The organism is Mycobacterium attenuatum (genome assembly GCF_900566085.1).
GTDB classification, from domain to species: domain Bacteria; phylum Actinomycetota; class Actinomycetes; order Mycobacteriales; family Mycobacteriaceae; genus Mycobacterium; species Mycobacterium attenuatum.
This window is the reverse complement of sequence record NZ_UPHT01000075.1, coordinates 1-26,739: the sequence shown is the minus strand read 5'-3', so window position 1 is coordinate 26,739 and position 26,739 is coordinate 1. Positions and strand designations below refer to the sequence as shown.

The window sequence follows — 26,739 nt, the reverse complement described above, 5'->3', positions numbered from 1 at the left end:
AATGGCGTATGCACAGCCAGGTTTCGTCATTGGACGTCATCGTCGTCGGTTGCCTCGAGCGCCATTGCGACAAGTGCTTCGGGGCTAAGCGAATCGATGACGTCGTCGGTGGCGGTTGGCACACGGCCCGCATCTTCGGCCTCACCGGCCAACACCAAGAGTTTGTCCAGCAGTCCGGTTCGCCGAAGCTCGCGCAACGGAATGCTTCTCAGCAGCGACCAGACCTGCTCGTCGTCGGATTCGTCCAGATGATTCAGCGACAGTTGTTGGCCCAGGTAACTGGCGACCGCTGCGGGAGAGGGATAGTCGAAGATCAGGGTGCGCGACAGCCCCAAACCCGTGACCGACGCCAAGCGGTTGCGCAACTCGACCCCCGCCATCGATTCGAACCCGAGATCTTGAAAAGCGCGCTCTGCGTCGACGTCGCGGCTGCTCGATAGACCCAACACCGCGGCGGCATTACGGCAAACCAAATCGAGCAGCTGACGATGACGCTGGGCCGGGTCGAGTTCGTTCAAGCGGCGCGACAGCGCGGACGTGTCGGCATGTTCGGTGTCGCGATGGGTACCCTCGCCTAGCCAAAAGCGCCGCCCCGCAAACCCGTAGGTGGGAAGTTCGACCAGCCGGCCATCCAGGCCGGCGAATGTCTTGGACCAGTCCATGTTCAGACCGCTGGTGAAAAGTTGGCTCATCGCGCCCAGCATGCATCCAGCTTCAGGGCGATCCCCGGCCAAAAACACCGGCGAAGCTGTCAGGCCCGCGCTAGGTCCTATCTCGAGAAATATTGTGGCTCCGCACGATTCGGCCGATGAGATAGCTTTGGCCAACCGTACCGGGTGGCGCACATGCGCAACCCAATACGCGGCTGAACCATAGTCGTCACCGGCCAGCCGGCCGGTGACGTTGGACACCAACGAGATCCGTGGCTGATTAACCGCCAGCTCCGCCAGTGCCGCACCAAACTCCGCCAACATCGGCTCCATCAGTGCCGAATGAAACGCATGCGACACCGCTAACGGACGCACCCGCCGACCCTGCTCGGCCAGCCGGCCGGCCACAGCGTTCACCGCAACCTCGCGGCCGGAAATCACCACCGAATCAAGTGCATTGACCGCCGCAATCTCAACATCCGGTGCCAACAGCGGCGCCACCTCGTCTTCGGAAGCGGCCAGCGCCACCATCGCTCCGCCGGCCGGTAATCCCGCCATCAGGCGGGCGCGAACCGCGACCACCCGCGTCGCGTCGGCCAGTGACAACACCCCGGCCACGTGGGCCGCAGCGATCTCGCCCACCGAGTGGCCCAGCACCACGTCCGGCACCACGCCCCAATCCCGCAGCAACGCCGCCAGCGCCACCTCCACGGCGAATAACGCCGGCTGGGCAAACTCCGTGCTCTGCAGCGCCGCCGCATCCGTACCCCACATCACCCGGCGCAGCGGTAGCCTGAGATGTTGATCCAGCGCGTCGGTGGCCGCATCGAAAGCCATGCCGAACACCGGGAACCGTTCGCAGAGTTCACGGCCCATGCCCAGGTATTGGGTCCCCTGACCGGGAAATACGAACGCGGTCTTGCCGACCGATTGTGCCCGGCCCACCTTCACATCGGCGCCCGGTTCGCCGACGGCCAGGCCGGAAAGGCTGTCCAGCAGTTGCGCCCGGTCGGCGCCCACCACCACCGCGCGGTGCTCGAACACCGAGCGCGCCGACACCAACGACCAGCCCACATCCACCACATCCAGATCGCGGTGCTCATTCACCCACGCCAGCAATCGCTGCGCTTGCGTGGCCAACGCTCGAGCTGACCGGGCTGACAGCACCCACGGCAAACTGCATGATCGGTCAACACGTCGTGGCGCAGAGCTTTCGGCTACGGGCCGTTGCTGAAGGATCACGTGAACGTTGGTGCCGCCCATCCCGAACGACGACACCCCGGCCCGCCGTGGCCGACCCCGGTCAAGCCATCGCAATAGAACGGTATTGACTTGCAGTCCAAGGTTTTCCAGATCGATCCTAGAGCTTGCGCTGACGTAGTTGAGGCTCGGCGGAATCGACTCGTTTTCGATGGCCAACACCGCCTTGATCAGTCCCGCTATTCCAGCGGCCGCCCCGGCGTGGCCGATGTTCGTCTTCACAGAGCCCACCAGGACGGGAAGACGACGCGCCGCGAATATCTGGCCCAGCGCCGTCGCCTCGACCGGGTCGCCCACTCTGGTGCCGGTACCGTGCGCCTCGATGTAATCGACCTCGGTGCAGTCGAGGCCGGCCTGGCCCAGCGCACGCCGGATCACGTCGGCTTCCGCCGAAACCGACGGCGAGGTCAAGCCGGTGGAACTGTGCCCGGCGTTGCCCACAGCGCTACCCACGATGACCGCGCGGATCCGGTTTCCGTCCGCCAGCGCCGCGCGCAGCGGCTTCAGCAGAACGAGGCCACCGCCTTCCCCGCGAACGTAGCCGTCGGCGCGTGCGTCAAACGCATAGGTATGGCCTGAGGCCGACACGGCACCGAACTCGTGCTCCAGCAGGGCGGTTTCGCCTGCCACATTGAGATGTATCCCGCCGGCGATCGCCAACACGGAGGTTCCGGCGCGCAGGCCCTCACAGGCCAGGTGAACCGCGAGCAGCGATGACGATTGACCGGAGTCAACAGTCATGCTGGGACCCTGCAGCGCGAAGGCATACGAGACCCGGTTGGCGATCATTGCCCGACTGACGCCGGCAAACGAGCAGTAATCGACGTTTTCCGGAGCACCGCGCAGCGTCAAGAACGAATAATCGTCGTTCATGGCTCCGAGGTGGACCGAGATATTATGTGCCCTAACCGTTTCCGGAACGATTAAGGCGTCTTCAAATAGCTCCCAGGTCAGTTCCAGCGCCAGCCGCTGCCGCGGATCCATCGCGCAGGCCTCGCGCGGCGAGACGTCGAAGAACTCCGCGTCGAAATCTGCGCTACCGACTGTGAACCCGGCGGCTTCGCGACCGTCGCGCAGCGCTCGCCAGAATTCACCAGGGCCGGCGCCGCCGGGAAACCGGCATGCCAGTCCGACAATTGCGATGTCATCCGGATTCACGGACCGAGTTCCTCGTCGAGGATGGCGAACAGCTCGCTTTCACTGGCGGTCGTGATGTCCTCATCGTGACTGACGATCGTTTCGCTGGGCGTGGTGAGCTCGGCCAGCATGGCGCGCAGCCGGTCGGAGACCAGGTTCTTTTCTTCGGAGGTCCAGTCGGGCCGAGTCACCAGGGTATCGAGTTCGCGGACAACGTCGTTGAAGCGGGCCAGCCGGTCCGGCTGCTCGTCGGTGACCGCAGCAATGGCGGAATCGATTTGGGCGCTGAGATGTTCGGCCAACGCTGCCGGGGTCGGATAATCAAAGATCAGCGTGGGAGAAAGGGTGAGCCCGATCGCAGACTTGATGCGGTTACGCAGTTCCACGGCGGTCAGCGAGTCAAACCCGAGATCCTGGAAGGGTTTATGGGCATCGATGTCGATCGTGCCGGAATGTCCCAAAACGGTCGCGGCGTTGGTGGTGACCACGTCGACGAGTTCGCGCTGGCGCTGCTCGGGGCTCAACGACTGCAGGCGTGAGATCAGGCCCGGCACCGACGCCGCCGAGTCGCTGGTGTCGATGACCCGCCGCGCCGAGCGAATGACCAATTCCCGCCAGAGCGGGGGTATTTCGGTGTGAGCTGCCATCGCTGAAGTATTGATCTCGGCGGCGACCACGACAGGACGATCAGTCAGCAGCGCGACGTCCAGCAGTCGTAGCGCGTGCTCGGTGGTCAGCGAGTCCAGTCCTGCCTGCTTCATTCGGGCCAAATCCCGGTCCCCCAAGTGCTGGGTCATCGTGCTGGGCTGCTCCCACAATCCCCAGGCCACCGATAGTCCGGCCAAGCCGTGGTCACGCCGATAGGCCGCCAAACCGTCCAAGAACGCGTTGGCGGCCGCGTAACTGCCCTGACCCGGCGATCCCGCGATCCCGGCCATCGACGAAAACATCACGAACGCGGCCAGATCCACATCCTGAGTCAGCTGATTCAGGTTCCAGGCCCCTGCGACTTTGGCCCGCAACACCGCCTCGACCCGGTCCGGGGTCAGCGACGCGACCACCGCGTCGTCGAGCACACCGGCGGCATGGAACACCCCCTTGAGCGGGAACCGTTCCGGCAACTGCGCCAGCACTGCCTTGACCGCTTCCCGGTCGGCCACATCGCAGGCAGCCACCGAGACCTGGGCGCCGCCCTGCTGCAATCGCGCTACCAGCTCCGCGCTGCTAGGGGCCTGCTCGCCGGCGCGGCTGACCAGCACCACGTGTCCCACCCCGTGGCGGTCCACCAGATGCCGCGCCACCGCCGCCCCGGCCATTCCGGTTCCACCGGTGATGATTACGGTGCCCCCATGCAGCACCGACCGCGCCGCGGGTCCCTGTGGGATGGTCAACACCACCTTGCCGAGATGGCGGGCCTGGCTGACGTACCGATACGCCTGCTGCGCGCAGCGCACGTCAAAGGCCTTGACCGGCAACGGTTTCAAGATATTGCTAGACCATAATCCGAGAAGCTCGGAAAGCATCTGCGCGATGAGGTCCGGGCCGGCCTCCATCAGGTCGAATGCCCGATAGCCCACTCCACGATACTGTTCGGTCACGGCCTGTGGGTCGCGCAGGTCGGTCTTGCCCATCTCGATGAACCGCCCGCCCGGCCTCACCAGCCGCAAAGACGCATCGATGAATTCCCCCGCCAGCGAGTTGAGCACCACGTCAACCCCGCCGCCCCCGGTGGCTTTGCGAAACTTCTCCTCGAATTCGAGCGTGCGGGTATCGCCGATGTGATCATCGTCAAAGCCCATTGCCCGCAGCGTCGACCATTTGCCTGAGCTGGCCGTGACGAAGACTTCCGCACCCCAGTACCGCGCCAGCCTCACTGCCGCCATGCCCACACCGCCGGTGGCGGCGTGCACCAGGACCTTCTGGCCGGCTCGTACACTGCCCAATACCGACAACCCGTACCAGGCCGTCAAGAACGCCACCGGCACACCCGCAGCGTCGATCAGCGACCAGCCCGCCGGCACCGTCGTGACCAACCGTTCGTCCACCACTGCTTCGGAACTCACCACGCCCAACAAACCCATCACCGCATCGCCAACGGACAACCCGGTCACCCCGGGGCCGACCTCCATCACCACGCCGGCGCCCTCGGCCCCCAGCTCACCACCACCTGGGTACATCCCCAAGGCCACCAACACATCTCGGAAGTTCACCCCTACGGCACCGACCGCGACCCGCACCTGCCCGGCCATCAGGTCCGCCCGCGGGCACGGCCGTACCGTCACATCCTCCAAGGTGCCGCCGCCGCCGACACTCAACCGCCACAACCGATCCGGCAACGTCAAGCCGGCACGCACCACCGTCAACCGGGCGCCATACACCAGGCCAGAACGCACCACCAGCTGTGGTTCGCCGGCAGCGATGACGGCGTCGGCGGCCAGGGATCCGTCCGTATCCACCAGGACGACCCGCCCGGGATACTCGGCCTGGGCCGACCGCATCAGCCCCCAGACCGCCGCACCCGCCAAGTCGCAGACGCCCTCACCGCCCACAGCAACCGCACCGCGGGTCAGCACCACGAGGACTTCGGGGCGATCCTCGGTCAACCAGCGCTGCAGCATCTCCAGCGCTGTGACCACGCGTTCGGTGACGCCGCCGGCATTTGCGTCGGACTCCCACACGACCACGCCGGTGCCGGCGCCGCGGGGGGCCAACGTAATCGGCGACCACACCACTTCGAGTAACCGGTCACCGACGACGGCTCCGGCAGCCAGTGCAGCTGCCGACAACGCGTCGCCTGACACCGGACGAATTGCCAATTCACGCACCGACAACACGGGCAGTCCCGCCGAATCGGCCAGCGCCACCGACACCGAGCCGGCATCTGCCGGAGTGATGCGGACCCGGACCCGTGATGCACCGGCCGCGTGCAGCGACACTCCCTGCCAGGAGAAGGGCAACGCCAATTGGTCGGTAGCCGCCGAGAAGCCCCACGCGTGCAGCGCGGCATCCAGCACCGCCGGATGGATGCCGAACCCCGCCACCTTGACGTCCTCTGGCGCCACCACCTCCGCATAGATTTCGCGCCCCCGCCGCCACACCGCCCGCAGCCCACGAAACGCCGGCCCGTAGCCGTAACCACGTTCTGTCAGCCGCTCGTAGACGCCGGTCATATCCACCGCCGATGCGCCCACCGGCGGCCACACCGACAAGTCTGCTCCGTGGCCGGGCCCGCCGGCCCGCAGTACACCGTCGGCATGTTGCACCCACGAATCACCTGCTGCCCGAGTCGAATACACTGACACGCTGCGATTGCCGGCCCCGTCAGCGGCGCCCACCACAACCTGTATCCGCGCCTTTTCGCCCGCCGGCAATACGAGCGGCGACAGCAAGGTCAACTCCTGCACCACCGGACAGCCGACCTCGTCGCCGGCTCGCAGCGCCAACTCCACGAATCCGGCCCCGGGGAACAGCGTCACGCCGCCCACGACATGGTCGTCCAGCCACCCCTGCAGTTCCGGTGAGAGCACCCCAGTCAACACCGCGCCGCCGGCGTCGGGGCGCTCCACGACCGCTCCCAGCAGCGGATGACCGAGCCCCGTCAGCCCGACACCGCTCAGCGAGGTCTGGTCGACGCCGAGTTCTTTCAGCCAAAACCGGCGCCGCACAAAGGCGTAGGTGGGCAGCTCGACCCGCTGGGCGCCCAACCCGGTGAACACCGCGCGCCAGTCCACCGGCACACCGCGAGTGAACGATTCGCCTAGCCCGGTCAACACGGATTGCGCTTCGGGTCGGTCCTTGACCAACAACGGCGCGGATGAGGTCAACCCGGCCCTGGGACCAACCTCCACGAACGTCGCGGCACCCAGCGACTCGGTGAACGCCACACTGTCGGCGAACCGCACCGGCTTGCGCACATGCTCGACCCAATACGATGCCGACCCGTACCCGGAACCGGCTAACTGACCCGTGACATTGGACACCAACCCGATCCGCGGCCGATCCGGGGTCAGATCGGCCAGAGCCGTGCCGAATTCCGCCAGCATGGGCTCCATCAATCCCGAATGAAAGGCGTGCGAGACGGCCAGCCGATGCACTCGGCGCCCCAGCGCCACCAGCCGATCGACGACGACATCCACCGCAGCTTCGGGACCCGAAATCACCACTGATTCCGGGGCATTGACCGCCGCGATCTCGACATCGGACGCCAGCAGCGGCGCCACCTCGTCTTCGGAAGCGGCCACCGCCACCATCGCCCCACCGGCCGTCAATCCGGCCATCAACCGACCGCGAGCCACCACCACGCGTGCGGCATCGGCCAGTGACAACACCCCGGCCACTTGGGCCGCCGCGATCTCGCCCACCGAATGGCCCAGCACCACGTCCGGCACCACGCCCAGGTCCGCCAACAGCGCCGCCAACGCCACTTCCACGGCGAACAGCGCCGGTTGAGCGAACTCGGTGTTTTCCAGCAGCGCCTCATCGGCGCCCCACAGCACCTGCCGCAACGGCAATCTCAGGTGCCCGTCCACCGCGTCGGCGACGGCATCGAACGCTTTGGCGTACAACGGGAATCGCTCGTACAATCCGCGACCCATGCCCAGATATTGCGAACCTTGTCCGGGGAAGATGAACACGGTCTTGCCGGTCGGCTGGGCGCGACCGGCCACCACACCCGCATCGGGTTCGCCGGCGCCAAGACCGGCCAGCCCCTGCACCAACTCGGACCGATCGGCGCCCACCACCACCGCCCGATGCTCAAACACCGAACGGGTCGACACCAACGACCAACCCACATCCACCACATCCAGATCAGGCCGCTGCTCTAGCCACGCCCACAACCGCCGCGCCTGATGAGCCAACGCCGCCGCCGAGCGCGCCGACAGCACCCACGGCATCACCGCGCCGACGCACTCAGCCCCGTCATCCGGCTTGACCACCACACCATCGACCACCGGCGCCTGCTCGAGAATCACATGCGCATTGGTGCCGCTGATCCCAAACGACGACACCGCCGCCCTTCTAACCCGGCCCTGCGGCCGACCCAGCACCGACTCAGCCGGCCAGGGCCGCGACTCGACCAACAACGACACCGCCCCCGCCGACCAATCCACATGCGGCGTCGGCACATCCACATGCAACGTCTTGGGCAACACCCCCTGGCGCATCGCCAACACCATCTTCATCACCCCGGCCACCCCCGCCGCCGCCGACGTATGACCCATGTTGGACTTGATCGACCCCAACCACAGCGGCTCGGCGCCCGGCTGATCACCACGCTGCCCATAAGTGGCCACAATCGCCTGCGCCTCGATCGGATCCCCCAGCATGGTCCCGGTCCCATGCCCCTCCACCGCATCCACATCGGCCACCCCCAGCCGCGCACTGGCCAGCGCCGCCCGAATCACCCGCTGCTGCGCCGGCCCATTCGGCGCTGTAAGCCCGTTGGAGGCACCATCCTGATTGACCGCCGAACCCCGCACCAACGCCAACACCGGATGCCCCAACCGCCGCGCATCGGCGAGCCGCTCCACCACCAGCACCCCGGCACCTTCGGAAAAGCTGGTGCCGTCGGCAGCGCCCGCATACGCCTTGCACCGCCCGTCGGGGGCCAGCGCCCGCTGCCGACTGAACTCCACAAACATCGCGGGGGTGGCCATCACCGTCACCCCACCTACCAAAGCCATGTCACACTCACGCGACCGCAACGACTGCACCGCCAGATGCAACGCCACCAACGACGACGAACACGCCGTATCCACCGACACCGCCGGGCCCTCCAACCCCAGCACATACGACACCCGACCCGAAGCCACACTCAACGTCGAACCCGTCAGGCCGTACCCTTCGAGCTCACCCTTGACCTCGCCGCCGTAGCCGGCATGGATGACGCCGACGAAGACACCGGTAGCCGAGCCGCGCAGGGTGGTAGGGTCAATTCCGGTGCGCTCCAAGGCTTCCCAGGACACCTCCAGCATCAGCCGCTGCTGCGGATCCATCGCCAGCGCCTCACTGGGGCCGATACCGAAGAAGCCGGCGTCGAAGTCACCCGACTCGTCGAGAAAGCCACCCCGTCGCGAGTAGGTTTTCCCGGGCGCGTCCGGATCCGGGTCGTACATCCCCTCGATATCCCAGCCGCGATCGGCCGGGAATTCGGTGATGGCATCGCGGCCGTCAATCAGCATCTGCCACAACGACTCCGGCGAGTCGACACCGCCGGGATAACGGCAACCCATCCCCACAATCGCCACCGGCTCCGCCAGCCTGTCCTCCAGTTCGGCAAGCCTGCGCCTGGTGCGTCGCAAATCGGCGGTAAGCCGTTTGAGGTAATCAACGTGTTTGGCGGTGCCCGTCAAAGCTGCTCCTTGGTGGCTGGCTCAGGAGCCGAGTTCTTCGTCGAGGATGGCGAAGAGTTGGCTTTCGCTGGCGGTGGTGATGTCGTCGTCGGCGGATAGCTGGGCCAGCAAGGCATGCAGCCGGTCCGCCAGCCGAGCCTTGTCCTCTGGTGCCCAGTCGCCTTGGCTGATCAGCCTGTCGAGCTGACCGGCAACGTCGTTGCAGCGTGTCATCCGATCGGCTTCGTCGGGGGTGCCGACAGCCAGACGACTGTCGAGATGTTCGGCAAGGGCGGCGGGCGTGGGGTAATCGAAGATCAGGGTGGGCGAAAGAGTCAGGCCCGTAGCGGTTTTCAGCCTGTTGCGCAGTTCGACAGCGGTCAGCGAATCGAAGCCCAGATCCTGGAAGGAGCGCCGGGCGTCGACGTCAGCGTTGTTGGAGCGTCCCAGCACGGTGGCAGCGTTGCTGCAGACCACACCGGCCAGCTCGCGGTGTCGCTGCTCCGGACTAAGCGAACGCAGTCGGGCGGCCAACCCCGTTGCGGAGCCGGCGGTGTCGGCATCGTCCACGACGCGTCGAGCCGGACGAGCGGCCAACCCACCGAACAGCGGTGATTGCGCGGTGCTGTCGGTGCCGAGCGCGCGGGAGTTGAGTCGGGTGGCCGCCACGACACCGCGACCGGTGACCATAGCGGCGTCGAGCAGTTCGAGCGCCTGCCCGGTTGACAGAGTTGCCAGACCCGCTCTACTCATCCGGGCCTTGTCGCGATCTTCCAGGTGCCGGGTCATCGCACTGGCCTGTTCCCAAAGACCCCACGCCACCGACAAACCCGGCAACCCGACCGCACGTCGATGTGTCGCCAGCCCGTCGAGGAAGCTGTTTGCCGCCGCGTAATTACCTTGACCTGGGGTGCCCATGATGCCGGCCATCGACGAAAAGAGGACAAAAGCTGATTCATCCAGATCCCGGGTCAACTCGTGCAGGTTCCAGGCCCCGTCGACCTTGGCGCGCAACACCGCATCCATCCGGTCGGGCGTCAGCGAGGCGATCAGCCCGTCATCGAGAACCCCGGCGGCATGAAACACCCCCCGAAGCGGATGCTGCGGCGGCACCCGCGCCAAAAGAGCCGCTACCGCGTCGCGGTCAGCCACGTCACACGCCACTACCGACACCTGCGCCCCGGCATCCCGCAGCTGGTCCGCCAACTCCGAAATCCCTGGTGCCCGGTCGCCGGATCGGCTGACGAGCATCACGTGGGCCGCCCGATGGCGGGACACGACGTGGCGGGCCAGCGCCGCACCGGCCATCCCGGTCCCCCCGGTGATCACGACGGTGCTCCCGGCGAGCCCGGCGGCGCCGGAAAGCCTCAACACCACCTTGCCGATGTGGCGGGCCTGGCTGACGAAGCGATACGCCTGCCGGGCCTGCCGCACATCGAAAGTCTTGACCGGCAACGGTTGTAACGCTCCGGCGGCGAACATCGTCATCAGCTCGGCCAGCATCCGCGCAATCCGGTCCGGCCCGGCCTCGATCAGATCGAAGGCACGGTAACCGGCACCCGGGTGCCGCTCGGAAATCGTCTGCGGGTCCCGAATATCGGTCTTGCCCATTTCGATGAAGCGCCCGCCCGGGCTCAACAGCCGCAGCGACGCGTCGACAAACTCACCCGCCAGCGAGTTGAGCACCACGTCGACCCCGCCTCCGCCGATGGTTGTGCGGAACTTATCCTCGAATTCCACAGTGCGGGAGTCACCGATGTGGTCGTCGTCAAAACCCATTGCCCGCAAGGTATCCCATTTGCCGCGACTGGCCGTAGCGAAAACCTCCAGCCCCCAGTGCCGAGCGAGCTGCACCGCGGCCATACCGACCCCGCCGGCCGCGGCGTGCACCAACACCTTCTGCTCGGGTCGCACTCCCGCCAGCACGGACAGCGCATAGAACGCCGTCAAGAACACCACCGGCACACCGGCAGCCGCATCCAGCGTCCAGCCCGCCGGAACCGCGGACACCAGCCGTTGATCCACCACCGCCTCGGGCCCCGCCACGCCCAGGAGCCCCATCACCGGGTCGCCTACGGCCACACCGGAAACACCCGGCCCTACTTCGACCACGACTCCCGCGCCCTCGACGCCGAGTTCGCCGCCGCCCGGATACATGCCCAACGCCACCAGCACGTCGCGAAAGTTCACCCCGACCGCTGCCACCGCCACCCGCACCTGCCCGGCAGTGAGGTCGCTTCGTTCACACGGACCGACCCGTACGTCGTCGAGTGTTCCCGCGCCGCCAGGGATCAACCGCCAACCCGACTGGCTCTCGGGCAGCCGAAGTATGGGGTCGGCCGATTGCAACCGGGCCTTGTAGACCGCACCGGCGCGGACCACCAGTTGCGGTTCGCCGCAACGGATTGCCGCGCCAACGGCCACCGACCCGTCCGAATCGAGCAGGACCACCCGACCTGGGTGTTCGGCCTGGGCCGAACGCACCAGTCCCCAGACCGACGCGCCGGGCAGGTCCGAGACGTCCTCGGTCGCCAGACCCACTGCCCCGTGGGTCTGCACCACCAAGACACCGCGCTGGTCGCCGGCCAACCACGACTGCAACGCCGCTAGTGCCGCATGGGTGGCCGCGCGCACCGATTTCGCCATGTCTGCCTGCGGCGGCACCTGGGAAGCCAACTCCCACACCGTGGCGGGCGTGTCGCCAATACCGTTGTCCACGAGTTCCGTTGCAGACCACACGACCTCGAACAAGCCGCCCTCGCCAGGCGCAGCCGAGGACAACCCGTTGCCGGGCAACGGACGAAGCGCCACGCTTCGTACGGTCAATACGGGCAAACCCGCCGCATCGGCCAACTCCAGCGACACCGCGTCCGGGCCGGCCGGCGCCAGACGAACCCGCGCTCGCGACGCGCCCGCGGCATGCAGCGACAGCCCCTGCCACGCGAACGGCAACACCGTATCCTGCCGCCCGCCGGCGACTCCCAGCGCATGCAGTGCCGCGTCGAGCAGAACCGGATGGATGCCGAAGGTGCCGACCTGCAGGCCGGCGTGCTCGGGCAGGGACACCTCGGCGAAGATCTCCTCGCCCCGCCGCCACATCGCCGCCAGACCACGAAACGCCGGACCATACGCGTAGCCCCGCGCCGCCAGCCGCTCGTAGGCTCCGGTCATGTCCAACGGTGTTGCGCCCGCCGGCGGCCATACCGACCAGTCTGTTTCCGCAGCGAGCACGCCGGGCCGCAACGTCGCCTCAGCATGTAACGTCCAGGACGAATCGGTTTGGGCAGGACGGGAATACACCGATGCGGTGCGCTGCCCCGAGGTGTCGGCGGCACCCACCACGACCTGCACCTGAAGCGCGCCGGCCGTCGGCAGCAGCATCGGTGCCGACACCGTCAGCTCCGCCACCGTGGCGCAGCCGACCTCGTCGCCCGCACGGACGGCCAGCTCCGCGAATCCCGCACCCGGGAACAGCGCCACCCCGGCCACCGCGTGGTCTGCCAGCCATGGCTGTGCCGTTACCGAAAGTTGGCCCGCGAGCACGACTCCGCCGGAGTCGGGCCGCTCCACCACCGCGCCCAGCAAGCCATGCGCCGCGCCGGTCAATCCCAGACGCCCGGCAGCGGTTCGGCTGTCTTCGGGTTGGTCGAGCCAGAACCGGCGATGGACGAATCCGTAGGTGGGCAATTCCACGCGTTGAGCTTCCAGACCGGCGAACGCCGCGGCCCAGTCCACCCGGACACCCGCGACGTGAGCCTGCGCGGCCGACAGCCAAAACCTGTCCAGCCCGCCGTCGTCGCGGCCGAGCGAGGGCACGACAATCGGCTCGTCGGGCCGATTGCCTTCGGCCAGCGTCTCTTCGACGCCGGCGGTCAGGACGGGGTGCGGGCTCGACTCGATGAACACGTGGCATCCGGCGTCGTTTGCAGCGCGGATGGCATCACCGAATCTCACCGTCTGGCGGATGTTTTGGTACCAATACTGTGCGGTGAGGGCCGCGGTATCGATGCGCTGGCCCGTTACGGTGGAGAAAAAGTCGATGGGCGCCTGTCGGGCCTCGAGACCGGCGAGGGCGCCGGTGAGTTCGGTGCGGATGGCATCGACCTGGGCCGAGTGCGATGCGTAATCGACGTCGATTTTGCGGGCGCGAATGTTTTCCGACGCGCACCGGCGCATGAATTCCTCGAGCGCATCCACGTCACCGGAGATGACGACCGCCGAAACACCGTTGATGGCAGCGATATTCAACCGGCCGTCCCAGTCGGATAGCAGCTCCCGGACGCGGGAGGCTCCGCAGGCGACGGACACCATCCCGCCCGCCCCGGCCAACTTCACCAACAGCCGGCTGCGCAGCGCCACCACCCGTGCCGCATCGTCGAGCGACAGAGCTCCCGCCACACAGGCCGCGGCGATCTCGCCCTGCGAATGTCCGATCACGGCGTCGGGCACGACCCCGACCGATCGCCACAGCTCGGCCAGCGACACCATGATTGCCCACAGCGCCGGCTGCACGACATCCACCCGATCCAGACCGGGCGCGCCCGGCGCCCCACGCACGACGTCGAGCAACGACCAGGGCACATACTCGGCCAGCGCTTTGTCGCAGCTGCGCATATGGTTGGCGAAAACCGTTGATGTGTTGAGTAATTGAGCTCCCATGCCGGTCCATTGCGAACCTTGTCCGGGGAAGATGAACACGGTCTTGCCGGTCGGCTGGGCGCGACCGGCCACCACACCCGCATCGGGTTCGCCGGCGCCAAGACCGGCCAGCCCCTGCACCAACTCGGACCGATCGGCGCCCACCACCACCGCCCGATGCTCAAACACCGAACGGGTCGACACCAACGACCAACCCACATCCACCACATCCAGATCAGGCCGCTGCTCTAGCCACGCCCACAACCGCCGCGCCTGATGAGCCAACGCCGCCGCCGAGCGCGCCGACAGCACCCACGGCATCACCGCGCCGACGCACTCAGCCCCGTCATCCGGCTTGACCACCACACCATCGACCACCGGCGCCTGCTCGAGAATCACATGCGCATTGGTGCCGCTGATCCCAAACGACGACACCGCCGCCCTTCTAACCCGGCCCTGCGGCCGACCCAGCACCGACTCAGCCGGCCAGGGCCGCGACTCGACCAACAACGACACCGCCCCCGCCGACCAATCCACATGCGGCGTCGGCACATCCACATGCAACGTCTTGGGCAACACCCCCTGGCGCATCGCCAACACCATCTTCATCACCCCGGCCACCCCCGCCGCCGCCGACGTATGACCCATGTTGGACTTGATCGACCCCAACCACAGCGGCTCGGCGCCCGGCTGATCACCACGCTGCCCATAAGTGGCCACAATCGCCTGCGCCTCGATCGGATCCCCCAGCATGGTCCCGGTCCCATGCCCCTCCACCGCATCCACATCGGCCACCCCCAGCCGCGCACTGGCCAGCGCCGCCCGAATCACCCGCTGCTGCGCCGGCCCATTCGGCGCTGTAAGCCCGTTGGAGGCACCATCCTGATTGACCGCCGAACCCCGCACCAACGCCAACACCGGATGCCCCAACCGCCGCGCATCGGCGAGCCGCTCCACCACCAGCACCCCGGCACCTTCGGAAAAGCTGGTGCCGTCGGCAGCGCCCGCATACGCCTTGCACCGCCCGTCGGGGGCCAGCGCCCGCTGCCGACTGAACTCCACAAACATCGCGGGGGTGGCCATCACCGTCACCCCACCTACCAAAGCCATGTCACACTCACGCGACCGCAACGACTGCACCGCCAGATGCAACGCCACCAACGACGACGAACACGCCGTATCCACCGACACCGCCGGGCCCTCCAACCCCAGCACATACGACACCCGACCCGAAGCCACACTCAACGTCGAACCCCGCAGCCCGTACCTCTCGAGGTCACCGGGCACCCGGCCCTGGCCACCATACGAGCCGTGGAATACACCGACGAAGACACCGGTAGCCGAGCCGCGCAGGGTGGTCGGGTCAATTCCGGTGCGCTCCAAGGCTTCCCAGGACACCTCCAGCATCAGCCGCTGCTGCGGATCCATCGCCAGCGCCTCGCTGGGCGCGATGCCGAAGAACTCGGCGTCGAAGCCGGCGACATCGGTCAGGAATCCGCCGCTGCGGGTGTAGGACGTGCCCACCGAGTCGGGGTCCGGGTCGAACAGATTCGCCAGATCCCAGCCTCGGTCGCCGGGAAAATCTGAGACCACGTCACGGCCGGCGGCCACCATGTCCCACAAGCTTTCGGGGCTGTCAATGCCACCCGGATAGCGGCAGGCCATTCCCACCACGGCCACCGGCTCCGTCGTGCGGGCCAGGTAGTCACGGTTTTCCCGCCTCAGCCGCTCGTTTTCCTTGAGCGTCTTGCGCAGCGCCGTGATGAGTTGTTCTGGGGTGCTGTCCATACCACGCGGTCTTTCGTACTACTCCGAGAACCGGCGCGACCGGCACGCCGCCTCCGAAACCCCCCGACCGAGCAGCCAGTCCACGTCGATTAGTGCCAGCGCAGCAGAACTAGCTCGGAGCAGAAGCCGGGGCCCATCGCCATCATCAATCCCGGGCTTCCACTGGGCGGTGGTTTGGCGATGGTGTCGCGCAGCACGTGCAGCACCGACGCCGAGGAGAGGTTGCCGATCTCGCCCAGGGAGCGCCAGGTCAGCTCCAGGGCCTCCGGCGGCAGGTTGAGACTTTCGGTGATCGCGTTGATGATCTTGGGACCGCCGGGGTGGGTCACCCAGGCGCCGATGTCGGTAGTGCTCAAGTCGTGCGCGGCCAGGAAAGTGCTGACGTCTTCGGCTACGTACTCCTCGACGACGGCCGCCAGATCCTTGGACAGCACGAGCTCGAACCCCGCAGAGCCGACGTCATAGCCCATGGTGCGTAGCGAGTCCGGGTAGAGATGGCTGCACGAATCCACGATGTCGGGGCCCTCGGCACCGACCTCGTCGGCGCGGTCCTCTCCGACCGCCACCACCGCGGCAGCGCCGTCAGCAAATAACGCGCTGCCCACCAGGCCGGCCAGCGAGGGCTTGTATCCGGGGTAGGTGAGCGAGCACAGCTCGACCGAAACCAGGGCCGCAATGCCCCGCGGGGCACCGCGCAGATAGTCACGCAGCCGGGCCACCCCAGCCGCTCCGGCCACACACCCCAGGCCGAACAGCGGCAACCGCCGCACATCCGGACGCAGCCCGACGCGGCCGGCGATGCGCGCATCCAGCGACGGCACCGCCACACCCGTGACGGTGGTGGTGATGATCAGATCGAGATCCTCGGGCTGCAGCCCGGCCACCTCCAGCGCCCCCATCAGCGCCTCCACGCCAAGGTCGACAGCCTTGTCGATGAAGATCTCGTTCGCCTCGCCGAAGTCGTTGAGCTTCGGGTACTTCTCCAGCGGCAGGACCAGATGACGACTGTCTACCTTCGAGTTGGCATGCAGCTGGCGAACCACGTCCTCGTAACCCCGGAAATCCGGGATGTTGACAAAGGTCTCGGTAAGTTCCCGCTGGCTATAGCGATAAGGCGGCAAAGCACCGAATACACCGGCGATGACGCTCATTGGTCCCACCCCTTTAACACGAACATCAACGCCGAAACGTTCGATTAGCTTACCTAGATGCAGAAGTCTAGTCTGCCGAGAACGGGCGGGAGCACGGTTTCGCCGATGGCGTTAATTTCTGGCGCAACCGGTCGGTGGCATTGTTGACGACGTTGAGTTGGTCGGCGACCCGGTTCGGCGCGGTACCACCCCGGGCGTCGCGCGATGCCACCGAGCCCGCTACGGTCAAGACGTCACGAACTCGCGGCGTCAGATCAGCACTGATGGCGGCGAGCTCGTCGTCGGTCAACTCCTGCAGCCCCACGCCACGGGCTTCGGCGGCACGCACCGCCGCGCCGGCGGTCTCATGCGCGGTGCGAAACGGAATACCTTGGCGCACAAGCCATTCCGCAATATCGGTGGCCAGCGTGTAGCCGGCGGGCGCCAGCGCCGCCATCCGCTCGACGTCAAAGGTCAAAGTGCCCACCAGGCCGGCCATCGCCGGCAGCAGCAGCTCCAGCTGAGCTACCGAATCGAACACCGGCTCCTTGTCTTCCTGCAGGTCGCGGTTGTAGGCCAATGGCTGGGCCTTCAGCGTGGCCAGCAGTCCGGCGAGGTTTCCGATCAACCGCCCCGACTTGCCGCGCGCCAACTCGGCGATGTCGGGGTTCTTTTTCTGCGGCATGATCGAGCTACCCGTGGACCAGGAGTCATGCAAGCTTACGTAGCCGAATTCCGTCGTGCTCCAGATGATGATGTCCTCGGCCAGCCGAGACAGGTCGACGCCGATCATGGCCAGCACGAATGCGGCCTCGGCTGCGAAATCCCGCGCTGCGGTCGCGTCGACGGAATTGTCGGCGGCGCTGCTGAACCCCAGATCGGCGGCGATAGCGTCGGGGTCCAGGCCCAGCGACGAGCCGGCCAGCGCACCCGAGCCGTATGGGGAAACTGCCGCACGCTTGTCGAAGTCGGCGATCCGTTCCACGTCGCGCAGCAACGGATGGGCGTGTGCCAGCAGATGGTGTGCCAGCAGGATCGGCTGGGCGGACTGCAGGTGCGTCTTGCCCGGCATGATCGCCGTGGGATGCGCGGCGGCCTGGTCGACCAGGGCTTGCACGACGTCGAGCACACCGTCGGCGACCCGGCGCACCGCGTCGCGCAGCCACATCCGGAACAGGGTGGCGATCTGGTCGTTGCGCGAGCGGCCGGCTCTTAGCCGCCCGCCCAGGTCCGGCCCGACCCGTTCGATCAGCCCGCGTTCCAGCGCGGCGTGCACGTCCTCGTCGGTGGCTTTGGGGCTGAAACTGCCGTCGGCGACGTCGTGAGCCAGGCTGGCCAGGCCGGCCACCAGGCCGTCGCATTGCTCTGCGGTGAGCAAACCTGCTTGGAAGAGCACCTTGGTGTGGGCTTGGGAGGCTGTGATGTCGTAGGGCGCCAGCACCCAGTCGAAGTGGGTGGACTTGCTCAGCGCGGCCAGCGCGTCGGACGGGCCGCCGGCGAACCGGCCGCCCCACAGCGACCCTTCGTTGGTGCTCACTTCGCCTCCGGGGACAGGGCTTCCCTCACGAGGAGACGCAAAAGCCCCTCCACGCCCGGTATGTCGGGGACTTTTGCGTCTGGTGGCCGGGCAGTGCCCGGCGAACACCGCTGGAGGAACGTCACCGCAGGTCCCGGCGGGCGGAGAGCCTGGACGACAGCCCGTGCACGTAGACGAAGCCCTTCGCGGCCGATTGGTCGAAGGTGTCGCCCTCGTCGTAGGTGGCCAGGTTGAAGTCGTAGAGGGATTCGGCGCTGCGCCGGCCGTTGACCGCGATGTGGCCGCCGTGCAACACCATGCGGACCTCGCCGGACACATGCTCTTGCGTATTGGCGACGAAGCTTTCCAGCGCGATCTTCAGCGGTGAATACCACAACCCGTCGTACACCAGCTCGGCCCAGCGCTGATCGGTCTGACGCTTGAACCGGCCCAGCTCGCGTTCCAGAGTGACGTGCTCGAGCTCGGTGTGCGCGGTGATGAGCACCATCGCACCCGGTGCCTCGTAAATTTCCCGGCTCTTGATGCCGACCAAGCGGTCCTCAACGACGTCCAGACGCCCGACGCCCTGCGCGCCACCGCGCCGGTTGAGTTCCTCGATGGCCTGCAGCACCGACACCGACCGGCCGTCGATTGATACCGGGACGCCCTTTTCGAACCCCACAATCACCTCGTCGGGAGTGTTCCAGTTGACCGTGGGGTCTTCGGTGTAGGCGTAAATGTCCTTGGTGGGGGCGTTCCACAGGTGCTCTAGGAATCCGGTCTCCACCGCACGGCCCCACACGTTCTGGTCGATCGAAAACGGTGAGCGCTTGCTGACATTGATCGGGATGGCGTTCTCCTCGGCGAACGCGATCGCCTTCTCGCGCGTCCACGCATAGTCGCGCACCGGTGCCAGCACTTCCAAATCCGGTGCTAGCGAAGCGAATCCGACTTCAAAACGGACCTGGTCGTTGCCCTTGCCGGTACAGCCGTGGGCGACGATGCCGCCACCGTGCTCACGGGCGGCCGCCACCAGGTGCTTGACGATCAACGGCCGGCTGATCGCCGACACCAGCGGGTAGCGGTCCATATACAACGCGTTGTTGAGGATGGTGGGCAGGCAGTAGCCCTCGGCGAACTCGTCACGAGCATCGACGACGACGGCCTCGACAGCGCCGCATTCCAGCGCCCGTTGCCGCACCACTTCCATGTCTTCGCCGCCCTGACCGAGGTCGATCGCCACCGCGACGACCTCACGGCCGGTCTCCTTGCCGATCCAGCTGATGGCCACCGAGGTGTCCAGACCGCCCGAATACGCCAGGATGACGCGCTCTGACATGAAGCAACTCCTTATTTCAAATTTTCCAACGCCGACGCCAACTCGGCGCCGGTCATCGGCTCGCGGGCAGCCACGAATACGGTGTCGTCGCCGGCGATGGTGCCGACGACGTAGGGTAGCGCCGCGCGATCGATCGCGCTGGCCAGGTAGTGGGCCCCGCCGGGTGGAGTGCGTAGCACCGCGAGGTTGGCGCTGACGTCGGTGGACACCAGCAACTCGCCCAGGAGTCGAGACAGGCGTCCGGTCCCCCCGGTGACCCCCCGCACCGGACTGCCGTCCTCTGGGACGACATAGACGCCGACGCCGCCGTCGGCACCGCGCAGCTTGACCGCGCCTAGTTCTTCGAGGTCGCGCGAGAGCGTGGCCTGGGTGACGTCGATACCGTCCGCGGCCAGTAGCCCCGCCAGTTCGCTTTGGCTGCTGACCGATTGGGTGGACAGGATCGCCACGATGCGGGCCTGCCGGCCGACGCGAGTGACTTCCGAGGTGGCCTTCGATCCGCCTGGGGTCATTGCGATGCTCCGCTGCCCAGCAGTTGGGTGGTGCCCCCACTGCATCGTCGTCCGGGCGGCGTCATCGCGACCGCTCCAGCAGCCACACCAATAAGGCCTTTTGCGCATGCAGCCGATTTTCGGCCTCGTCCCAGACCAGGCTGGCCGGGCCGTCCATCACCTCATCGGTGATCTCTTCGCCGCGATGCGCTGGAAGACAGTGCAACACAACGACTTCCGACTCAGCCATGCTCACCAGTCGCTCGTTGACCTGAAACGGCCGGAACGGTTTCACGCGATCGAGCCCGTCGTCCTCCTGCCCCATCGACGTCCAGGTATCGGTCACCAGGACATCGGCGCCGGAGGCGGCGGCATCGGCGTCACTGGTCACCGTCACCGAAGCCCCGGTGGCCCGGGCACGCTGGTCGGCGGCCGCCAGCACGGTGTGGTCCGGTGCAAAGCCCTGCGGGCAGGCGACGGTGACGTGGATGCCTGCGGTGACCCCGCCCAGCAGCAACGAGTGGGCCATGTTGTTGGCGCCGTCGCCGAGATAAGTCAGCCGCAGGCCGCGCAGCGAACCTTTGCGCTCGGCGATGGTCTGCAGATCCGCCAGCACCTGGCAGGGATGAAACTGATCCGACAGCGCGTTGACGACGGGCACTGTGGCGGTCGAGGCCATTGCCTCGAGGCGGTCTTGACCGAACGTCCGCCAGACGATCGCATCGACGAAGCGGGACAACACCTTTGCGGTGTCCTGCAGAGTTTCGTCGCGACCCAACTGGGTGCTTTTGCCGTCGACGACGACGGCATGCCCACCCAGTTGCGCAATGCCCATCTCGAAGGAGAACCGGGTGCGGGTGGAATTCTTATCGAAGATGACCGCTACCCCACGCGGCCCCTGCAGCGGGCGGCGACTGAACGGGTCCTTCTTCAGTACCGCGGCAAGCTCGAGCACCTCGGCCTGTTCGGCGGGCGACAGGTCGTCGTCGCGCAGAAAATGTCTGGTCATGTCTGTGCTCCGGCGGTGTCGAGGATATTCGGCAGTGCGGCCACGAAGCCGTCGAGCTGGGATTCGGTGATGATCAGCGGCGGCGCCAGCCGGATGACGTCGGGCGCGGTCGCATTGACTAGATACCCGGCGTCGCGGGCGGCCCCTTCGGCGGCGTTTGCGCGCTGGGCAGTCATCACGATGCCCAGCAGGAGTCCGCGACCGCGGACATGGTCGACCAGCGGGTGGCGCAGCGCTTCGATGCCGTGCCTCAGCGTTTTGCCCAGTACGTCGGCCCGGCGGACCAGATCGCCGGCCGCCAGTACGCGAAGTACCGCCAACGCCGCCGCGGTGCACACCGGGTTGCCGCCGAAGGTACTGCCGTGCAGTCCGGGGGTCATCAGTTCGGCGGCCGGCCCGACGGCCAGGCACGCACCGATCGGCAGCCCGCCCCCTAGTCCCTTAGCCAGGGTCACCACGTCCGGGGTGACGCCGTCGTGCTGGTGGGCGTAAAAGGCTCCGGTGCGGCCCATTCCGGTTTGCACCTCGTCGAGCACCAGCAGCGCGCCGTGTTGCGAGGTGATGTCGCGGGCGGCCGCCAGGTAGCCCTCGGGCGGGACGACCACACCGCTCTCCCCCATGATCGGCTCGAGAAACACTGCGGCGGTGCCGTCGTCGACCGCGGCGGACAATGCGTCGACGTCGCCGTAGGGGACGTGGGTGACGTAACCTGGTAGCGGCTGAAACGGCGCTTGCTTGGCTGGTTGTCCGGTGAGCGCCAACGAACCCATCGTCCTGCCATGGAAAGCCTGTTGGGCGGCAACCAGTTTCGTGCGGCCGGTGAGCCGGGACAGCTTGAATGCCAATTCGGTGGCCTCGGTACCGGAGTTACAGAAAAACACTCGCGCTCGGGTTTCGGCGCCCAGCAGGGCCACCAGCTCTTCGGCCAATGCAACACCGGGTTCGGTGGCATACAGGTTCGAGGTGTGGCCCAACGTCGAGAGCTGTTGTGTGACAGCCTCGATGATCGCTGGGTGGCGGTGGCCCAAGACGTTGACCGCGATGCCGCCGAGCAGGTCGACGTAGGTCTTGCCGTCCACGTCGGTGACGACGGCCCCGTCGCCACTGGCTAGCGCAATGGGTGGGGTGCCGTAGTTGTTCATCATGACGGCCTGCCACCGTTGTCGCATGCTGTCGGTTTGCGTCACCGGCTCACCACCTTGGTGCCGGTACCCTCGTTGGTGAAAAGTTCCACCAAGACGCAGTGTTTGACCCGGCCGTCGATGACGTGCGCGCTGGGTACGCCGCCGTCGACGGCTCGCAGGCACGCCTCGATCTTGGGGATCATTCCCGCTTCCAGGGTGGGCAGCAGTTGTGTCAGTGTGGCAGTGTCGATTTCGCTGACCAAGGAGTTGCGGTCGGGCCAACGGGTATAAAGGCCCTCGACATCGGTGAGCATCAGCAGCTTTTCGGCGCCCAGAGCTTCGGCCAGTGCCGCCGCAGCCGTGTCGGCATTGATGTTGTGCACCACACCGTCGGTGTCCGGCGCCAGCGTCGAGACAACCGGAATGCGGCGTGCACCAATAAGGTCCACGACCGCTTCGATGTTCACCTTGTCGACGTCGCCGACCAGGCCGATGTCGGTGGCCACGCCGTCGACGGTGACGCTGCGCCGCACCGCGGTGAACAGCTGGGCATCCTCGCCGGTGATCCCGACGGCGTAGGGACCGTGCGCATTGATCAGGTTCACCAGCTCGCGGCCCACCTGACCGAACAGCACCATGCGCGCCACGTCGAGCACTTCCGGTGTGGTGACCCGGAATCCGCCCTTGAAGTCACCCTCGATGCCCAGCCGCCGCAGCATTGCGGTGATTTGCGGTCCCCCGCCGTGCACCACGACCGGATGGATTCCGCAGTTGCGCAAAAACGCCATGTCCGCCGCGAATGCTTGCCGAAGCGTATCGTCGGTCATCGCGTTGCCACCGTATTTGATGACGATAACTTTGCCGTGCAACTGTTTAAGCCAGGGCAGCGCTTCGGCGAGCACCTGCGCCTTGACCTGAGTGGGCAGTGCCTCAATGGTCATGAGCGCCGCTCTCCCCCGCAAGTGGGAGGTGCCCCCACCTCATCGCTTCGTCCCCCGTAAGCGGGCGGTGCCCCCACTGCATCGTCGCCACCGCGGTCATGAGCTGTAGGCCGAGTTCTCTTCGACGTAGGCGTACGACAGGTCGGTGGTCCTGATGGTGGCCTGCCCGTTTCCGACATTCAAATCGACGGTGATGTCGATGTCGGCGCCAGACAGGTCGACCTCACGTGCTCCCGGAACGCCGACGCTGTCGACGCAGACGGGTGAACCGTTGAACGACACGCAGATTCGTTCGGGGTCCAGTGTCACAGGTGCTATCCCGACGGCCGCCAGCACCCGGCCCCAGTTCGGGTCGGATCCAAAGACCGCCGTCTTGACCAGACTGTCGCGGGCGATAACCCGGGCGCCCGTCAGCGCGTCGTCTTCGTTGGCAGCTCCTGTCACCGTTACGGTGACGCGTTTGGTGACACCTTCGGCGTCGGCTTGAAGTTGAGCGCACAGATCGTCGCAGACCCGCAGCACCGCTTCGTCGAGGTCAGCTTGCGACGGCTTGAATTCGCTGGCGCCCGAAGCCAGCAACAGCACCGTGTCGTTGGTGGAACAGCTGCCGTCGATGTCGAGACGGTCGAAGGTGCGGGCGGCGGCTGCGCGCAGCGCGTGATCGAGTGCCGCGGGCTCCGCGACGGCGTCGGTGGTGAGCACACACAGCATGGTGGCCAGCGACGGCGCTAACATGCCGGCGCCCTTGGCCATCCCGCCGACCGTCCACTTCTGGTGGTGCAGCGCAACCTGTTTGGGTACGGTGTCGGTGGTCATGATGGCGTGCGCGGCGTCGTCGCCGCCGGTGAGCCCGCCGTGCATTTCGTGCACGATGTCTCGAACGCCGTTGAGTACCTTCTCCATCGGCAACCGGTCGCCGATCAGGCCGGTGGAGCAGACGGCGACCTCGATGGCTCCGGTCTCGGTTCCCCAGTCCGACAGCGCGGCGGCGACCGCCTCGGCGGTGGCATGGGTGTCCTGGAAGCCGCCTCGCCCGGTGCAGGCGTTGGCGCCGCCGGAGTTGAGGATCACCGCTCGCAACTGTCCCGTGGTCAACGCCTGCTGAGTCCACAACACCGGCGCGGCCTTCACCTTGTTTCGGGTAAAGACGCCCGCGGCGGCATAGTCGGGACCCTCGTTGAATACCAGCGCGAGATCTGGGGCGCCGGAAGCTTTGATCCCCGCAGCGATGCCGGCGGCTCGGAAGCCGGCCGGCGCCGTGACCCCCTGAGCACGCAGCAACCTTGTGGCGGTTGGTGCTTCGGTCATGGCGCCACTCCGACTACCGTAAGGCCGTCGGTTTCGGGCCAGCCCAGCGCCAGGTTCATCGATTGGATCGCGGCGCCGGCCGTTCCTTTGACCAAATTGTCGATCGCAGCCAGCGCGACCAGCGTTTGAGCTTCCTCGTCCACGGCGACGGCAATGTGCGCAGCGTTGCTACCGATCACCGCACCCGTGCGGGGTAATTGCCCCTCAGGTAGGAGATGTACGAATGGCTCTGCATCGTAGGCCTTTTCGTAAGCTGACCTTAGCTGGTCGATCGGCGAGCGAGTACGCGCGGTGCAGGTGGCCAATATGCCGCGCGAGGTCGGAATGAGGACCGGAGTGAACGACACCGTAACGTCGCGGCCGGTGACTGCACGCAGCCCCTGCGCGATTTCGGGGGTGTGCCGGTGGGCACCGGCAATGTTGTAGGCCCGAGCCGACCCGATGACTTCCGATCCGAGCAAGTCCGTCTTGGCCGCGCGGCCCGCGCCGGAGGTGCCGCTGACGGCGACGACGGTCACCGCAGGCTCGATCAGGTCGTCGGCGACCGCGGGCAGCAGCGCCAGTAACGCGGCGGTTGGATAACACCCGGGAACTGCGATGCGGCGTGCGCTCTTCAGGCGTTCTCGCGCACCGGGCAACTCGGGTAGACCATAGGGCCAACTCCCGGCGTGTGGGGACCGGTAGAACCGCTCCCAGACCGCCGCGTCCGCCAGCCGGAAGTCCGCTCCGCAGTCGATGATCAGGGTCTTCGACCCGAGTTGAGCGGCCAGTGCCGCCGAATTCCCGTGCGGCAGAGCAAGAAATACCACGTCATGGTCGGCGAGCACGGTGCGCTCCGTGGGTTCCAGAATTCGTTGCGCTAATGGCACCAGGTGCGGGTGGTGCTCGCCCAGCGCGCTGCCCGCGCTGCCCGCGGCGGTCAACGCACCGATCGTCAACCGGCCAGCGGTGCAGGCCGGATGCCCCAGCAACAGGCGTAAAATCTCACCGCCTGCGTAGCCGCTGGCACCGGCAACCGCCACCCTTGTCGCATCGGCCATCCGCCAATTCTGCATGGTTATGCAGGTGTTTGCAAATTCATTCTGCAGTGCGTCGGGCAGAGCGCCCTTTGCCGCTCGGGGTGATGCCTTAGTGCAACGGGTTGGCTACCCACCAACCTGGACCCCGAGGCTGGCGTTCAACGCCGCCTGGATGGCGAGTTGAAGGTTGGCTATGGCAGCGCCAATATCAGCGGCGAGTCCAAGAGCTGCGTTGTCCAAAACCGTCAAGATGACGCCGCCAGTTTGGGCGAATCCGGCGGTGGCATTGGCAATCCCGGTAGCCAGCGTCAGACCGACTTGGGACAGCCCCGGAGCGCCGACGCCGAGGCTTGCCTGCAAGGCGCCACCGAGCGCTCTACCAATCTGAGCCGCTCACCGAGACTGGCCTGCAACCTTGCGCCGAGCTGTGCGGCCAACGCCGGGGCATTGCAGCTGCCGGCCAGGCTGGCCGCGAAGTTCTCTCCGGTCTGGACCAGCGCATGCAACCCACCACCCAAACTGCCGACCAAGCTGGTCGCCAACGACTGCCCGGTCTGCACCAGACCGCTGATACCGCCGTTGAGCGCACCCACCAATCCCGGCCACGACCCACCCAATGTCGCGGAGAACGCACCATTCAGGTGGGCGGCAAGCTCAGCCAAGCTGCCCCCGAAGTTGGTCAGTAGGCTTCCGCCCGTTTGGATAAGCTCACCGAGCCCGCTGCTGAAGCCAACGAGCACGTTGCCGGTCAGGGCCTGGCCCGTATGAATCAGTCCACTAAAGCCACTGTTGAGCGCGGCGATCAGCTCCGGCAAGCCAAGGTCGAAACTGTCTGAAAGCGACGCACTTAGCCTCGATCCACGGATGGATTGGGTTCGTTTCGGGTGTCGAGATGAGGAAAGTGCCTTTTGACCTGGGATGATTGGAGTTTCCAGACAACAATCGTCCAGCTCAAGAAAGGCACTTTCGGTGAGAGTGTGTCACAGGTTCGCGCCCTCGTCGGCGGTGTTCGATGATGACAATCTCGTGTCGTGTGCTGGTTTGGTGCCGGTGATGA

13 protein-coding genes are annotated in these 26,739 nt (G+C 66.6%); all 13 read right to left on the bottom strand.

Annotated features, from left to right (window positions below):
• Positions 1 to 26: 26 nt before the first annotated feature.
• Positions 27 to 3,068 (bottom strand): type I polyketide synthase, encoded by a 3,042-nt coding sequence (locus EET13_RS13250; RefSeq protein WP_122442730.1) that lies wholly within the window; start codon positions 3,066 to 3,068, stop codon positions 27 to 29.
• Positions 3,065 to 9,400 carry a type I polyketide synthase gene (locus tag EET13_RS13245; protein WP_122442729.1) on the bottom strand — a complete coding sequence of 2,112 codons (6,336 nt, stop codon included), beginning with the start codon at positions 9,398 to 9,400 and terminating at the stop codon, positions 3,065 to 3,067. The genes EET13_RS13250 and EET13_RS13245 overlap by 4 nt, the downstream gene beginning before the upstream one ends.
• Positions 9,401 to 9,421: 21 nt before the next feature.
• Positions 9,422 to 15,805, bottom strand: a complete 6,384-nt coding sequence (locus tag EET13_RS13240) for a type I polyketide synthase (RefSeq protein WP_122442728.1) — start codon at positions 15,803 to 15,805, stop codon at positions 9,422 to 9,424.
• An 89-nt stretch (positions 15,806 to 15,894) separates the two neighbouring features.
• Positions 15,895 to 16,956, bottom strand: coding sequence for a type III polyketide synthase (locus tag EET13_RS13235; protein WP_122442727.1), 1,062 nt, complete (start codon positions 16,954 to 16,956; stop codon positions 15,895 to 15,897).
• 67 nt (positions 16,957 to 17,023) lie between these two features.
• The gene (argH, locus tag EET13_RS13230; RefSeq protein ID WP_122442726.1) at positions 17,024 to 18,472 is read right to left on the bottom strand and encodes an argininosuccinate lyase; all 1,449 of its coding nucleotides are present in this window, start codon (positions 18,470 to 18,472) and stop codon (positions 17,024 to 17,026) included.
• A 121-nt stretch (positions 18,473 to 18,593) separates the two neighbouring features.
• Positions 18,594 to 19,790, bottom strand: a complete 1,197-nt coding sequence (locus EET13_RS13225) for an argininosuccinate synthase (protein ID WP_122442725.1) — start codon at positions 19,788 to 19,790, stop codon at positions 18,594 to 18,596.
• A gap of 11 nt (positions 19,791 to 19,801) precedes the next feature.
• On the bottom strand, positions 19,802 to 20,302 hold the full coding sequence (locus tag EET13_RS13220) for an arginine repressor (RefSeq protein ID WP_122442724.1): 501 nt from the start codon (positions 20,300 to 20,302) through the stop codon (positions 19,802 to 19,804).
• A 61-nt stretch (positions 20,303 to 20,363) separates the two neighbouring features.
• On the bottom strand, positions 20,364 to 21,290 hold the full coding sequence (gene argF / locus EET13_RS13215; protein ID WP_122442723.1) for an ornithine carbamoyltransferase: 927 nt from the start codon (positions 21,288 to 21,290) through the stop codon (positions 20,364 to 20,366).
• Positions 21,287 to 22,477, bottom strand: a complete 1,191-nt coding sequence (locus EET13_RS13210) for an acetylornithine transaminase (protein WP_280177692.1) — start codon at positions 22,475 to 22,477, stop codon at positions 21,287 to 21,289. The genes argF and EET13_RS13210 overlap by 4 nt, the downstream gene beginning before the upstream one ends.
• Positions 22,474 to 23,355, bottom strand: coding sequence for an acetylglutamate kinase (gene argB / locus EET13_RS13205; RefSeq protein ID WP_122442722.1), 882 nt, complete (start codon positions 23,353 to 23,355; stop codon positions 22,474 to 22,476). Before argB ends, EET13_RS13210 begins: the two co-directional genes overlap by 4 nt.
• 96 nt (positions 23,356 to 23,451) lie before the next feature.
• Positions 23,452 to 24,663 (bottom strand): bifunctional glutamate N-acetyltransferase/amino-acid acetyltransferase ArgJ, encoded by a 1,212-nt coding sequence (argJ, locus tag EET13_RS13195; protein ID WP_122442720.1) that lies wholly within the window; start codon positions 24,661 to 24,663, stop codon positions 23,452 to 23,454.
• The gene (argC, locus tag EET13_RS13190; RefSeq protein ID WP_122442719.1) at positions 24,660 to 25,718 is read right to left on the bottom strand and encodes an N-acetyl-gamma-glutamyl-phosphate reductase; all 1,059 of its coding nucleotides are present in this window, start codon (positions 25,716 to 25,718) and stop codon (positions 24,660 to 24,662) included. Before argC ends, argJ begins: the two co-directional genes overlap by 4 nt.
• A 272-nt stretch (positions 25,719 to 25,990) precedes the next feature.
• Positions 25,991 to 26,497, bottom strand: a complete 507-nt coding sequence (locus tag EET13_RS13185; RefSeq protein ID WP_122442718.1) for a hypothetical protein — start codon at positions 26,495 to 26,497, stop codon at positions 25,991 to 25,993.
• Positions 26,498 to 26,739 lie beyond the last annotated feature (242 nt).